The following is a 14,255-nucleotide window of genomic DNA, read 5'->3' on the forward strand; positions in this document are numbered from 1 at the left end:
TTAAATTATCTATAAGAAAACCTTTCATACATTTATACAAATGGACCATATAAATTCATCTTTTTTACATATAGGCAATCTGTTGCAGTAATGCTTATATTCCCTCAAATGGAGTTAAAACTATAATCATAGAGGAAGTAAAAGATGCCTATTCATACGGAACATGATCCACGTCTGAAATCTACACTCAAAACCCGCCACATTAGCATGTTAGCTTTAGGTGGTGTGATTGGTGCTGGCTTATTTGTCGGTTCCAGTTCAGTAATAGCTGCAGCAGGTCCAGCAGCCTTCATCTGCTACGCTATTACAGGAATTATGGTAGGTTTAATTATGAGAATGCTAGGAGAAATGGCGGCAGCTCGCCCTTCCACTGGCTCATTTGTAGATTTCTCTAGATTAGCTTTCGGCAATCTCGCAGGCTTTTCAACTGGATGGCTTTATTGGTATTTCTGGGTAGTTGTCGTTGGCTTTGAAGCTGTCGTTGGTGGTCAAATTATTAATCAGTGGTTACCAGATATTCCTGTTTGGGTTATCTCACTTGGCCTGCTAATCTTGATGACCTCCCTCAACTTATTATCAGTAAGTTCTTTTGGTGAAGCAGAATATTGGTTTGCGGGCATTAAAGTAGCAGCTATTGTTGTATTCTTGGTTATCGTTGGTGCATATGTATTTAAAGTATGGCCAAATTCAACAGCCTCTTTTTCTAATTTAACTCAGCATGGCGGTTTCTTGCCCCATGGCACATTAGCGCTATTCTCTGGTGTAGTTTCAGTAATTTTCTCAATGAGTGGAGTAGAAGTTGCTACTATCGCTGCTGCTGAATCCGATAATCCTTCACAAAACATTCGTCGTGCCGTAAATACTGTAATGGCGCGGATCTTAGTCTTTTTCGTTTTATCGACACTGTTCATTGTTGTTGCACAACCTTGGACTAATATAATTCCAGGGAAATCACCTTTCGTAGCAACACTTGAAAAAATTGGTATTCCTGGTGCTGGTACAATGCTGACAGTAGTAATTCTTGTTGCTGTATTATCTGTACTGAACGCAGGTTTATACACTGCATCTCGTTTACTGCATGTATTAAGTTCAAATAATGAAGCTCCAAGTTGGTTAGCTAGAAAAAATAAGCGTGGTGTACCAGTTTGGGGTGTACTCACCTCTACTTTGGTCGGGTATGGATGTGTTGTAATTGCGGCATTGTGGCCAGACACTGCATTCCAATTTTTACTTGACTCCTCTGGTGCTCTATTCTTATTTATCTATTTGATGATTTGCTTATCACAGTTAAAGTTACGTAAAAAATGGGTACAGGAAGGAACTCTAACCTTTAAGATGTGGTTGCACCCTTGGTTACCGTTATTTGTAACTCTCTGCATCGTCGCTGTTTTAGTTAGTATGGGGATCAATCCAGCTACACGACTTAGCTTATTACAGTCCTTAATTGCAATCTTTGTTATTGTAATTGCATACGGCGCTATGAAAATTGTTAGCCCTAATAAGGCATCACATGTCCCACAAGTTAATCCCTTAAGACATACTAAATAATCGTAATTACCTTCTATACTTAATTTAATAAATCTCGGTATAACAATACCGAGATTTTAATTTGTAAATCAATAATTAACACTATACTTAGATATAAAAACTTATGACCGCAACTGTCTCCTTCCCCTAAGTAAGCTATTCAAATGTACTTAAACAATCTCCTCAATCACTATTGTGGAAATGTTTTAGTAGTATTCATCGTCATGGTTATGACTGAAATCATAAGCAGGTCTATCTGGTGTATTGTCTAATGGACTTAAATTTGTTTAACCTCTAGAAGCGAGAATTATCAAAGCGACTGGTACAAGTAGCTGTAATGGAAAACTATCAGTAGGCTTTAGATGCTATGGATGACAGTCTATATTGTGATAATTGCTTCTGAGTTCTGAATATTATCGATAAAAGTATTCATGAATACTAACCTTGAAATAGATACTTTTTTGCTGGTTGAACGTGTAATTAAGGACTACTAGAACTACTTAAGCAGTAATGTGACCTTTCCAAGGTAGCTTAATATTAATAATAATCCTGAGTTGCACTCAGCCAAATTGCTAGAGTTGTGCCAAGATAAAAAGAATTAGTACATATAATTAAGCCAGCTACAAAAAATGCTTTTATTAAATGATTCTATGATTCATTCAGGAAGGTATTTTTCAATACTTGTTTATTTGAAAACCCTTACCATAGGTTAGAGAAATAGTATTGTTATAGCGTTTGCATAATAAGCAACGACCTCATAAGAGTTACGATATTTTATCCATTACCGTTTACAGGAAAGAGCTATATAGCTCTAGTTTAGAATTCTCTCAATAATGGGAAAGTAGAAAATGTTTATTTAATTTAAGAAAAATGGCTTAAACCCCTTGAGGTTTAAGCCATTAAGCTATCTTTTTATTATTACTCAAACTATAAGGTAGGCATTGAAAATTGAGCACCCTCTCGGATTTGTGCAGTTGGCCAACGCTGAGTGATAGTCTTACGGCGAGTGAAGAAACGTACGCCATCTGGACCATACATAAATAAATCACCAAATAATGAACGCTTCCAACCACCGAAACTTTGATAAGCTACTGGTACAGGCAGTGGAATATTAATACCAACCATACCAACTTGTATGTTATCTGCAAAATAACGAGCAGCTTCCCCATCTCTAGTATAAATACAGGTACCATTCCCATACTCATGTTCATTGATTAGATCCATTGCTTCCTGCATTGTCTTAACACGCATAACCTGCAGTACAGGACCGAAAATCTCTGCCTGATAACTACTCATGTCTTTGGTAACACCATCGATCAATGTAGCCCCGACATAAAAACCATTTTCATAATCTGCATGGACGAGATTTGAGCCATCTACACAAATAGTAGCTCCTTGCTGTTCTGCACTTTTGATATGTCCAATAACTTTAGTTTTATGTTCTGCAGTAATTACAGGTCCGAAATCATTTTGTTTATCTGAATGAATACCAACTTTTAAATTTGCCATTGCCTCTTTTAAAGCTGCAATCATTCTGTCAGCAATTTCATCACCAACAGCAACTGCGACAGATAGAGCCATACATCTCTCACCAGAAGAACCAAAAGCAGCTCCTAGTAAGGAATTCACTACATTGTCTAAATCTGCATCCGGGAGAACAATTGCGTGGTTTTTCGCACCACCAAGCGCTTGACAACGTTTACCATTGGCTGTAGCAGTTCTGTAGATATATTCAGCAATTGGAGTAGAACCAACAAAACTTACTGCCTGAATGTCTTTATTAACCAAAATAGCGTCAACAGCTTCTTTGCCACCATTTACTACGTTAAGTACACCATCAGGTAAACCAGCTTCTTTTAACAACTGAGCAATATATAAAGTCGCGCTAGGATCCCGCTCAGAAGGTTTTAGGACAAAAGTGTTTCCACATACAATTGCCATTGGGAACATCCATAACGGCACCATTACAGGAAAGTTGAATGGTGTAATACCAGCCACTACACCTAGGGGATGAAACTCACTCCAAGAATCAATATTAGGGCCGACATTACGACTATGCTCACCTTTCAATAACTCAGGTGCGCCACATGCATATTCGACATTCTCAATACCACGTTGTAACTCGCCTGCTGCATCATGAATAATTTTTCCATGCTCTTCACCAATTAAACGGCAAATTTCAGCAGTATTTTGTTCTAATAACTCTTTAAATTTAAACATGATGCGAGCACGTTTTAGTGGAGGTGTTTTACTCCAAGATGGAAACGCTGCTTTAGCTGAAGCGACTGCTTCATCAATTGTTTTAGCTCCACCTAAACTTACTTGTTTACTGATCTCACCTGTTGATGGGTTGAATACTGGTTGAGTATTACTTTCATCTACAACTACTTCGCCATTGATAAAATGTCCAACGATCTGGCTCATTTGATTCTCCTTAACTTTAGATATATTCCTTACTTTTCCTTAAGGAAATGATTGAATTAATAAATTGTGAATATTTTTCGAACTGTTTCAGTTACATCCCAACGACCTGTCCAGCCAACAGGCAAAATTATCAAATCGCCTTCACTTACAGAAATAGCCTCACCTGTCTTGTCATCAGTTAGAGTTGCTTTACCAGATATGATGTAGCAAAACTCAGTATCCTTTCTGTCGATAACAGGCCACCCTCCTGGTTGACACTCCCAAATCCCTAAATTCCCTTGAGCATTAGGTGCAAGAGTTTGAACTCCTAACTGAGGGTTTCCACTATCAGCGCCAGCACGCAAACCTGCAGCAGGTAAATTGCCGTTTTCAATTTCATCGCGCTTAACAATAGTCATAGTTGTCATGTATTTACTCCTTTAAAATTAATGAGCGCCAGTCAATGCTTCTAGTGCAGATGCAACAGTAGAAGGACGATTAGTCATGTTTTCTTCTTTATCTGCGAACGCCGTTGCAGATAAACCAAAATTAATTCCCATCCAACGTAAAGGCTCAGGTTCCCATAAAGGAGAAGCATGATTTACGATTGGTAGCTTATTAATTGGTTCTTGAATATTTAGAATTAAATTTTTGAGAATTCGTCCCGAAAGGTTACTCATCGCGACACCATCACCTACATAATGACCACCCCAAGCAATGCCAGTATTCGGATCAAAACCTACAGATGGTGACCAATCACGGGCGACGCCAAGTGCTCCACCCCATCGATGAGTTATTTTTAAACTTCTTAACGTTGGGAAAAAATCATTAATAGTGCTACGGATACTTTCATGAACGTTATCAACTAGATCAAACTCGGGTGAAATTGTTGAACCATAATGATAAGGAGCACCGCGCCCACCAAAAATCAATCTCCCATCAGCAGTCATTTGCGCATATACACGCAAATGCCTCATATCATTAAAAGCTAACCTATGGTTTAGCTTAAGATCATTTCTTACAGATACAGGAATTGGTTCTGTGGCTAGCACTAATGAATACAAAGGAATAATTGAACGTTTGTATCCATCTAATTGACATGAATAACTTTCTGTAGCCTTTACAATAATAGGGGCTTTAACTTTTCCATTTAAGGTCGTAACTTGGCCCGAGTTTATTTTCGTTACAGCACTTTTCTCATAAATTTTAGCTCCTAATTTTTCTACAGTTTTAGCCAATCCTCTAACAAGCTTACCTGGATGAATTACAGCGCAATGCGGTGTATAAATTGCACCCAATGCATTAGCTACATTAATCTTTGATTTTGTAGCTTTGGCATCAAGAAAATACCATTGATCAGGTAGACCAAAATCTTTCGAAGCCTTAACTGAAGATTTTGCACGCTGTAGTTGAGCCTGTGTTCGAGCTATGGATAAAAAGCCATCTTTAGAATAATTGGCATCAATACCTTCCAATTGAAGAATTTGACCAATTTCATCTACTGTCTCATTCATTACTTGCTGTAAAAATAGCGCACTTTGATGAGATGAATTTTTTGCTACTTTAGATAATGAAATTGGAAATATGGCAGAAGCCCAACCTCCATTACGACCTGATGCTCCAAATCCGGCATATTCACGCTCTAGAATCACAACTCTAAGAGAAGGTGACGTTTTAAGTAAGTAATACGCAGTCCACAAGCCTGTGTAACCAGCTCCGATAATGACTACATCAGCATCAATCTCAGTATTTAACGATGGTCTTTCATCAGTTCTTTCATACCAATATGGAATATTTGGTAATTTGATGAGCTCATCCCTAAGTGCTTCATTCATTTATTATTCCTCAAACATTTTTAGTATTGATTGAGGATGTTAAGCCCATGTCAAACACGATTCTATTGGTAAGATAAGCATAAAAACTGCTATCTTTTATACAAATGTATGATGAAAAAAGCAGGATGCTTATGATTACCATTGATGAATTGGTGAAAAACAATAATTTAGGCCTAACTTTTAAGTCTGGTAGATCAGGAGGTAAACGTATAGTTAAATGGGCTCATGCTGTAGATTTACCAGATCCTTGGCATTGGATATCACCTGGCACCCTCGTAATGACCACTGGTGGTGGTTTACCAACTGAACCCTTTGAACAGATTGAATGGTTACGTCAGCTCGCTGAAGCTCAAGCTAGTGCCCTTGTTATTGCCCCTAGAGATTTTGCACCTTCTATAACTCAAGAGATGCTAGATGAAGCAACTGATTTAGGATTTCCAATATTAGGGGCTAGTTTTGATTTAGAGTTTTTAAGATTAGCCCGTTTGGTAATTGAGAGCGTTTTGCAAGCTCAAAGAGACCGTTTTGACGCAGGAAATAAGCTATTTCAAGTCTATACTGATGCGTTATGGGAAAGTTCACAATTAGATGAACGATTACAGATTATCGGGCAAAAGTTATCTTTAAATTTACAAATCTTAGATAATGAAACACTCACCCCTATTTTTAATTTTAGTACTCCGGTACAAAAAGATAATGTTCCCTATAGTGTGAAAATACCGGGTAGAACCCAAACTACTCTAAATATTATTAATAAAGAGTCACGTTTTTTTGATGAGACATTTTTACCCCGCATATTAGCTGGCTTACTTAGTATTGAGCTAGAACGTGAAATGATAGACCGTGACGGAATTCGAGAAGAAGGTGAGGCTTTATTCGATGATTTGTTAAATGGGGAAATTGAATTTGGCGCTGCAAAAATTATGTTAGAAAGACGTGGCTTACTAGGTAAATTAGTCACTATAGCCATTGATCCATCAAACAAAGGATCTCGCCAATACACAGACATTCACCATATACCTGAATTTTATAAAATTTATCCATTATTTTCTCGTGATGAAAATAGAATATTTGCAGTACTTCCTGACGATAGTAATTTATTAAATGCGCTTATTAATTATTTTGGAAAAGGAACAAAAATAGGTATAAGTAGTCCAATTACAGCAATGCTTGGTTTCAAAGAAAGTATTTTTCAGTCATGTTTAGCTTTAGGAAGAATCAAAGAAAGCCAAACCGACCTAATTCACTACAACCACCTAGATCTAGAACTAGCCTTAGGTCCTAAAACTGTTGCAGAAGCAAGAGCTGTTGTTGGTCATTATTTTGGCCGTATTCTAGAATATGAACAAACTAACTCCCTACCATTGCTCAAAACCCTAGCTGTATTTTTAAAATATGATGGCAATTGGAAGGTAACCGCTTCTAAATTAGATATTCATCGGCAGACACTAGTCTATAGATTGAAAGTTATAGAAGAATTAACTGGCATAAAGCCCACAACAAGCTTAGGTATTACACGGTTTTGGATAGCTTTAGAAGCAGCAAAAACCATAGGATTGTTACAGGATTCTTAATTAAAATCCTTATATTGTGATTCTTTTTTATAAGATTACTCTCTCCCCCGAGCGTAATCTTATTAACCAGTAAAGTAATGATTTCATATAAAAATTAATTTTTCTCTGAACACAACAATAAAGAAAACATTTAAATGCTTATATCTCAAGGTTTAGAACCACTTCTCCTTTCTAGGATTGTAAAACAAAATTATTCCCCTTCAACTCTAAACTTTTGTTTGACGTAGTTGGACAAACTCAAGGCTTAAAAATTCAGTCAAAGCCTTTCTATATCTAGTTTTTCAAAGAAATTAAAGATAACCACCGTTCAACAAAAATTAGTTTTTGTTTTACGTAGTTTTACGATATAAAAATTGAAAAAAGCTAAACTCTTTATGAAACGGTGGTACTTAAATAGAAATAAATAATTCTTATTTCTTTAAACTTTTTATTTGGCTTAAATAAACCCCAGCAAAAAATACTCAAGTAACCTCTCCCTTTCATCTTGCTTATTGGGGTCTAAAAGTTGAACCATCGCCCCATCAATCACAAATAAGAACATATGTGCATCTTGTTTTGCAGCATTGGCATTGGTGGTTAAAAGCAAATTATAGATTTCATTAATAAGCCAATTTCGATATTCAACGACTACCTGATACGCCTTTGGATGTGTTTTCGCAATTTCAAAAATAGCTTTAAATGGCAAATGGTAAAGTCCATCTAAGTCGGCATGTAAATAATAAATTTTGCGAAATTTTTCAATTACGGTTAAATCTTTTTGAACATTAATAATGGAAAGCACCTCGTGTTTAAGGCCATCTTTTTGAAAAGTGAGACTCATTTCAATGAGGCGTTCTTTTGAGTGAAAATAATTATAAAAAGTGGCTTTAGGCGTTTTTGAAGATTCAATAATTCGGTCAACCCCGACTTTGTGAAAGCCATATTTATTAAAAAGATATCGAGAGGTATGAAGCACACTTAAAGCACGAAATGAGAGATCTGAATGTGGCATATTTTTACCGTTATAAATTCTTGTTGTTTCTAAACGAGATACTTTTTGGGGAGAAAAAAGGCATAGCAAAGCCGTAAGACTGTGCTTGGCACATCTCAAGTTTTATTGTTAATGCAAGTTTTTTGAGCTGTAATGACTTAAAGCCTGAAAACCCTAAAGGTCATCAAGCTGCTTTAAATTTTTAAGCTGTGTCGTTATAGCTTTTGGCAAAGGCTGCCAAGAAATAATGGATGTGCAAAGCCAACTCCTTTTTATTGGGAGTTCTGCCAGACATTTATAGAATTATGGTGGCAGAACGGAAGAAGGTTGACAGACTAGCATGAACTCAGACTAGCACACCCGAAGGTGTCCCTCTCCCGTCCTACCGCTACGGCAAAGGGACGAGTAGTCACCACACAAAGTTATACCTCAGAAAGAATAACTCTGATGCGGAAGTTCATGAGCAGTCTGTCAAAACTGCCTGGCAATGTGGCCAGCAGGCAAAGGATAGTGCTCTGCTCTTTAGCAGTCAAGCACACAAAATGACATTTGTTTTAAATTAGATCATTAAAAAAGTAAGGCTAAATAATGAGATAGTTATTGTTAAATCTGGGTTTATAAAGGTGAGAACCTCTTTTAAAAGATTCCCACTCATTCACAGTGCCTTATCTTTTCTGCCATGCAACTATAAAGTTCATTATCTTAGGTATCCTTACCAAAAGCTTTAGCTAAAATCGTCATCCCCTTAGGAAGAATAAAAAACTCTATCATAGTGAAAGTATACTGTTCACCGTTAGGACGAACCCGAATCACCTTTTCATATTTGGTTTCACAATACCCACGTGCCTGACTATAGTATGTTGAAGTACGCATATTATTAAGATGACGATCCCAACCATTTTGTCGCAGCCAGCTAGCTAATACTTGTCTTTTAATATTTAAGATCTTGCATGCTTGCTGAAATTTCACTCCTGCAGGTGTTTGAGTAATGGTGTCGATCGTTCGCTCTAAACACTGGTTCTGAGTTTCAAGATGAATTACTTGCTCTGTATAGTCCAAAAGAGCACGGCGTAAAGCATGAGGATTTGAAATATCTACGACCACTCTCTCCTCTTTAGAGAAAATCGGTTCATTCAAATTAGGCTGACCTAAAGTATTATGTTTAGTACTTAATAATTCATATGCTTGGTTATAAATAACTCGAATAGGTTGCATTTATTTAGCTCCATACAGTTGTGTTTGTATGGAGTAAGGAGATCAAAAATATATTGGGGTAATGAAGTACCAAAGGGATAACAGCACTCTTTAAATAGTGCTATGACCCCAAAATAACAATATGATTTTTATTGTTATTTTGTAGTAACCCCTTTGATTTTAATTTGTTGATTTACTTTAGTGTTCCCGCCTTTTTTTGCTTCGGGGTGACGGCAAATTTTATCTATATATTTACAAATATCTGCAGCCTGAATATCTGGGTAGTTAGCTTTAATCCACTCCGTAACTTGGATTTGTTTTGGTGGTGGTTGATTGCCATCAGGGTCATAACTAACCCAAAATTTATTAACAACCCCTTGTACAGCATCTAATGCGGGAGTTCTATAAATAGGTGCTGGTAGTGAGACAATGCTATTAAGTTGTATTGGCTCATGTGACGGATATGTAGAGTTTTGAGCACTGATAGTATGTGACTGAATAGGCTCAAAATAGTCATTATAATTAAGCCATATATGTAAATTATCTCGATGTATTCTTGTTCCAAAAATACATATATCTCCAATATCACTTATGCCTAAAGCTGATTGCTCTTTTGATTCCGTATATCCGTTACCATGATAATCCTCCCTATTCAATAGGACACATGGTGATTTTATCTCATGTGTGCAAATCCCTTCTTTAAATGCTCTAATAAGCAAAATAGCATGTCTCCAATTTACAACATTTTTAAACTGTAAATCTGCAACTAAATTATTTTCAAAATTATGATTATGATCTAATGGGTCAATCCCACATGTTAATAATGCTGCTTCAGCGATTGAAAATAGCTTATTATTCTTCCAATGACTTAGGTCCGGGTTTCCTGCTCTACTCTGTAATTCTCGCATCTTTGACATATATCAATGCTCCCAAAGCATCCCCAAAAATGATTAAGTCAATCTGATTGGGTGTCAGACTTTCGGGTACTAACCTAGACTTAGCCCTTTGAATATAAGCCAAAATAGTTTATATATGAATATATATAGCCAAGTAATACGTCTAATCGTGTCGCGCACTAGTTTTAGATCTATAGAAATAAAATATTGATGATTTCAAGCAAAAGACGAATGATATTCAAAATTAAATTTAGCGCGTCTAACAGCGTTTTATAATGTGACTTTACTAAACCTGAAGTGATTTTTCTGGTTTGATTAATTTTATTAGACATCTAGATACATCCTTTCATGATTAACAGGGATGTACTTAATTATTCACATGGTAGCCTTAGAAAATAGGGAAAAACTTTTTTTACTTTTTCCCTTTAATTTTTTCATAACTAACTATTATGCTTTCTGAATTATTAATAATCATATCGTCTGTTTGCCTTTTAATTGGCTGTCCAGCTTCTCGTTCTTGCTTTATCCAACTTTTTAAATTATCTGATGTTATATCTTCATAGGAATGACAAACTAATTCAATCGCTCTTCTTTGGACCTTTAGAATTTTTAGATAGCAATAATATCTTAGAACAGCTTCATATCTCCTAGGATCTGGAGGAGCTCCACTCTCTTCTTTAGAAATATATTTTGTTGGATTTATTATTTGGTCCTTACCTCTAGCCTTCACAATACCTACAGCCCACTCCCTTTCCCTATCAGTTAACAACTCATTATTTTTTATTTTTTCTGCAATTTCGATCATAAACTTGCCTTGATTTATACAAGCACGTATTTCATCATCCGGTGTAGCATCTCCAAGAAAACCTTTGAACATCCAGTTTTTGGCCATTTTCAACTATCCTATCAATCTCATCGGTTCACTGTATTATCTCTATTCGCTATTCAAAATACACTCTTTAATTCTAGGCACCTTTAACACCTTTCTTGCAATATGCATTTAATGATTTTATAAGTTTATACAAAGTAATAAAAAAAGCCCTAAACCATTATAGTTTAGGGCTTTTTTAAGTCATATAAAGCGATTCGAGTTTATAGGACTTTAAATCTTGGTAGGCATATCCAGACTCGAACTGGAGACCTCTACGATGTCAACGTAGCGCTCTAACCAACTGAGCTATACGCCTAAGATGGAAAGCATCATATTCATTTTTCAAAAGCAAAACAAGTGATTTACCAGTGAAAAAAATACAAATGAGCAGACTTTGAGCAAACTCTTTTTCATTTCCCAAAAAGTAAAACGGTACATGGTTCAACCACATACCGTCTTTATTTAGCCAAATATCAAGGTCAACTTAACAAGGGCACTTCTTCAAATTACCACCTGCAGATGGGTATCTTGCATCAACACAATGTCGATAGAAAGTTTGTGCATCCATAGGCGTTAAATCTGGATGATGGGCTTTCATATGCTCCAGATACGTTTGATAGTCCGGCACACCAACCATGAGTCGGAAGCTTTGCTGTAAACGCTGCCATAAGGTTGCGATACGTGACCAGTTCTTTGGAGAGAGCAATATCTCTTTTTGCGAAAGCACGGTCATTTTGATGATTTTCGCAATAATAACAGTACCATTTTTTGCAAATTTAAAATTCATCTTTATTCTCCTCGAGTGGTAACCACTTCAGGATCGGTATATACCGCAGGCGCTTCATTTACAGTCGGTGTTGGACTTGCTAAAGCACGGCGAACAATACCAATTGAGGCAATAATCATGACAATCGATACAATCATAAAGAAGCCACAAAGTGCAGCATTAATCTGGTTCGACATCACAATAGTTTGCATTTCGGCAATGGTTTTTGCAGGCTTAAGAATTTCACCGCGAGCAATCGCATCGGAGAACTTATGTGCTTGAGCTAAGAAACCGATTTTCGGGTTTTCGTGGAAAATCTTCTGCCACCCTGCTGTCATACAGGTAATGAACAAGAAAATGGTTGGAATGATCGTCACCCACACATACTTCTCTTTTTTCATTTTGAACAGAATCACGGTACCTAAAATGAGTGCCATCGAAGCCAGCATTTGGTTACCCACACCAAATAGAGGCCATAATGAGTTGACGCCGCCAAGTGGGTCAATCACACCTTGATAGACGAAGAAGCCCCATCCACCTACCGCAACGGCTGTACCTAACAAGTTACCAAAGAATGAACCTGAAGATTTAACCGCCGGAATAACAATACCAACCATGTCTTGCACCATAAAACGACAAGCACGTGTTCCTGCATCTACCGCAGTTAAAATGAACAATGCTTCAAATAAAATCGCAAAGTGATACCAGAATGCCATCATGGCACGGCTGTTAAAGATTTCAGAAATGATATGAGCCATACCAATAGCAAAGGTAGGCGCACCACCTGTACGTGAAAGGATTGAGCTTTCACCCACTTCTTGAGCTAAAACTGTCAACATTTCAGGCGTAACAACAAAGCCTAGATTACGTACAGCTTCCGCTGCAGATTCTACGGTTGTGCCGAGCACTGCTGCTGGCGCATTAATCGCAAAGTACACACCTGGGTCTAATACTGTCGCACAGATCATCGCCATGATCCCGACAAAAGACTCCATAAGCATACCGCCGTAACCGATCATGCGGATATTGACTTCATTATCAACAAGTTTTGGTGTCGTGCCACTCGATACCAGCGCATGGAAACCTGAAATGGCACCACAGGCAATGGTAATAAATAAGAACGGGAATAAGCTACCTGAGAAAACCGGACCTGTACCATCAATAAAATGGGTAACAGCAGGCATTTTAAGGTCAGGCAATGCAATCACAATACCGACTGCCAAACCAAGAATAACCCCGATTTTAAGGAAAGTAGATAAATAATCACGTGGTGCTAATAACAACCAAACTGGTAGTACCGATGCGATAAAACCATAAATGATGAGACACCAAGTGAGCTGTGTTCCAGTTAAAGTGAAGAACTCACCCCAATATGGATCTGCGGCAACATGTCCACCATACACAATTGCCAGCATCATTAAAACGAAGCCAATAATTGAAACTTCCGCAATGCGTCCCGGACGAATAAAGCGCATGTAAACGCCCATGAACAATGCAATTGGAATAGTGGCTGCAATACTAAAGACACCCCACGGACTATGTGCAAGTGCTTTCACAACCACTAAAGCCAATACCGCAAGGATAATAATCATTACCCCAAGTGCGCCCAACATGACCACAATACCGGCAAAAGGACCAAGCTCCTGCTTTGCCATTTCACCCAGTGAACGGCCATCACGGCGTGTTGATATAAATAAAACTAGAAAGTCTTGTACCGCACCCGCCAGAACCACACCAACCAATAACCAGATGGTGCCCGGTAAAAAGCCCATTTGTGCAGCCAAAATCGGCCCGACTAATGGCCCTGCGCCGGCAATCGCGGCAAAGTGGTGTCCAAACAGTACATACTTATTTGTTGGCACATAGTCTAAGCCATCGGCTAAACGATGTGCAGGAGTTAACCGTCTCGGGTTTAATTCAAATACTTTAGTTGCAATAAATAGACTATAAAATCGATATGCGATGCTATACACACATGCAGCTGCCAGTACCAACCATACTGCATTAACATGTTCACCACGACTTAGCGCCAGCATCCCGAAAGAAATAGCACCTATAATTGCTACTAGGCTCCAGACCAATTTGGAGGGAAGCGTAGATTTCGCTTGCATTGTGTCCATTCTTAACCTCTCAATAAATAATTACAGCAGTTTTATATTGTTATGTACTGTTCTCTGCTCAATCCTTGTGACTCTACTCCTCCTTTGTTCTTTTTCCTC

At 37.6% G+C, this 14,255-nt stretch carries 11 protein-coding genes and 1 tRNA gene; 2 read left to right on the plus strand and 10 right to left on the minus strand.

Translation table 11 applies throughout. The features are described 5' to 3' along the window. The first annotated feature begins 144 nt into the window (after positions 1-144). Complete coding sequence (locus EG365_RS02970) at positions 145-1,548, plus strand: amino acid permease (RefSeq protein WP_001121396.1); 1,404 nt, start codon at positions 145-147, stop codon at positions 1,546-1,548. Between the two features lie 906 nt (positions 1,549-2,454). On the opposite strand, the gene EG365_RS02975 is transcribed toward EG365_RS02970, so the two are convergent. Genes EG365_RS02975 through EG365_RS02985 form a run of 3 tightly spaced genes read right to left on the minus strand, consistent with a single transcriptional unit; the run spans position 2,455 to position 5,765 of the window. After that, positions 2,455-3,951, minus strand: coding sequence for a CoA-acylating methylmalonate-semialdehyde dehydrogenase (locus EG365_RS02975; RefSeq protein WP_000078456.1), 1,497 nt, complete (start codon positions 3,949-3,951; stop codon positions 2,455-2,457). 56 nt (positions 3,952-4,007) lie between these two features. Next, a complete protein-coding gene (locus tag EG365_RS02980) occupies positions 4,008-4,358 on the minus strand; it encodes a cupin domain-containing protein (RefSeq protein ID WP_000210402.1) in 351 nt (116 codons plus the stop codon). An 18-nt stretch (positions 4,359-4,376) separates the two neighbouring features. Next, positions 4,377-5,765, minus strand: a complete 1,389-nt coding sequence (locus tag EG365_RS02985; protein WP_001001107.1) for an NAD(P)/FAD-dependent oxidoreductase — start codon at positions 5,763-5,765, stop codon at positions 4,377-4,379. Positions 5,766-5,896: 131 nt separating this feature from the next. Here EG365_RS02985 and EG365_RS02990 point away from each other — a divergent pair, with 131 nt between their 5' ends. After that, a complete protein-coding gene (locus tag EG365_RS02990; protein ID WP_000628137.1) occupies positions 5,897-7,339 on the plus strand; it encodes a PucR family transcriptional regulator in 1,443 nt (480 codons plus the stop codon). A gap of 436 nt (positions 7,340-7,775) precedes the next feature. Here EG365_RS02990 and EG365_RS02995 read toward each other — a convergent pair whose 3' ends face one another. From EG365_RS02995 to EG365_RS03030, 7 genes are all read right to left on the minus strand, one after another. Next, positions 7,776-8,330 (minus strand): TetR/AcrR family transcriptional regulator, encoded by a 555-nt coding sequence (locus tag EG365_RS02995; protein ID WP_001120607.1) that lies wholly within the window; start codon positions 8,328-8,330, stop codon positions 7,776-7,778. Positions 8,331-9,011: 681 nt separating this feature from the next. Then, a complete protein-coding gene (locus EG365_RS03005; protein WP_001182561.1) occupies positions 9,012-9,524 on the minus strand; it encodes a phage antirepressor KilAC domain-containing protein in 513 nt (170 codons plus the stop codon). A gap of 134 nt (positions 9,525-9,658) precedes the next feature. Next, positions 9,659-10,420, minus strand: coding sequence for a hypothetical protein (locus EG365_RS03010; RefSeq protein ID WP_000041487.1), 762 nt, complete (start codon positions 10,418-10,420; stop codon positions 9,659-9,661). A 391-nt stretch (positions 10,421-10,811) separates the two neighbouring features. Next, positions 10,812-11,291: a hypothetical protein gene (locus tag EG365_RS03015; RefSeq protein WP_001107802.1), complete on the minus strand. Its 480-nt coding sequence runs from the start codon at positions 11,289-11,291 to the stop codon at positions 10,812-10,814. Positions 11,292-11,509: 218 nt separating this feature from the next. Further along, positions 11,510-11,586, minus strand: a tRNA-Val gene (locus tag EG365_RS03020). A gap of 168 nt (positions 11,587-11,754) precedes the next feature. Continuing rightward, complete coding sequence (locus EG365_RS03025) at positions 11,755-12,057, minus strand: YbdD/YjiX family protein (protein WP_001009532.1); 303 nt, start codon at positions 12,055-12,057, stop codon at positions 11,755-11,757. 2 nt (positions 12,058-12,059) lie between these two features. Further along, positions 12,060-14,156 (minus strand): carbon starvation CstA family protein, encoded by a 2,097-nt coding sequence (locus EG365_RS03030; RefSeq protein WP_000380469.1) that lies wholly within the window; start codon positions 14,154-14,156, stop codon positions 12,060-12,062. Positions 14,157-14,255: the final 99 nt, after the last annotated feature.

The sequence above is a fragment of the Acinetobacter sp. FDAARGOS_494 genome (assembly GCF_003812225.1).
GTDB classification, from domain to species: domain Bacteria; phylum Pseudomonadota; class Gammaproteobacteria; order Pseudomonadales; family Moraxellaceae; genus Acinetobacter; species Acinetobacter baumannii.

Coding starts and splice junctions, on each gene's coding strand:
- EG365_RS02970 (WP_001121396.1), top strand. CDS start 145: ATGCCTATTCATACGGAACATGATCCACGTCTGAAATCTACACTCAAA.
- EG365_RS02975 (WP_000078456.1), bottom strand. CDS start 3,951: ATGAGCCAGATCGTTGGACATTTTATCAATGGCGAAGTAGTTGTAGAT.
- EG365_RS02980 (WP_000210402.1), bottom strand. CDS start 4,358: ATGACAACTATGACTATTGTTAAGCGCGATGAAATTGAAAACGGCAAT.
- EG365_RS02985 (WP_001001107.1), bottom strand. CDS start 5,765: ATGAATGAAGCACTTAGGGATGAGCTCATCAAATTACCAAATATTCCA.
- EG365_RS02990 (WP_000628137.1), top strand. CDS start 5,897: ATGATTACCATTGATGAATTGGTGAAAAACAATAATTTAGGCCTAACT.
- EG365_RS02995 (WP_001120607.1), bottom strand. CDS start 8,330: ATGCCACATTCAGATCTCTCATTTCGTGCTTTAAGTGTGCTTCATACC.
- EG365_RS03005 (WP_001182561.1), bottom strand. CDS start 9,524: ATGCAACCTATTCGAGTTATTTATAACCAAGCATATGAATTATTAAGT.
- EG365_RS03010 (WP_000041487.1), bottom strand. CDS start 10,420: ATGTCAAAGATGCGAGAATTACAGAGTAGAGCAGGAAACCCGGACCTA.
- EG365_RS03015 (WP_001107802.1), bottom strand. CDS start 11,291: ATGGCCAAAAACTGGATGTTCAAAGGTTTTCTTGGAGATGCTACACCG.
- EG365_RS03025 (WP_001009532.1), bottom strand. CDS start 12,057: ATGAATTTTAAATTTGCAAAAAATGGTACTGTTATTATTGCGAAAATC.
- EG365_RS03030 (WP_000380469.1), bottom strand. CDS start 14,156: ATGGACACAATGCAAGCGAAATCTACGCTTCCCTCCAAATTGGTCTGG.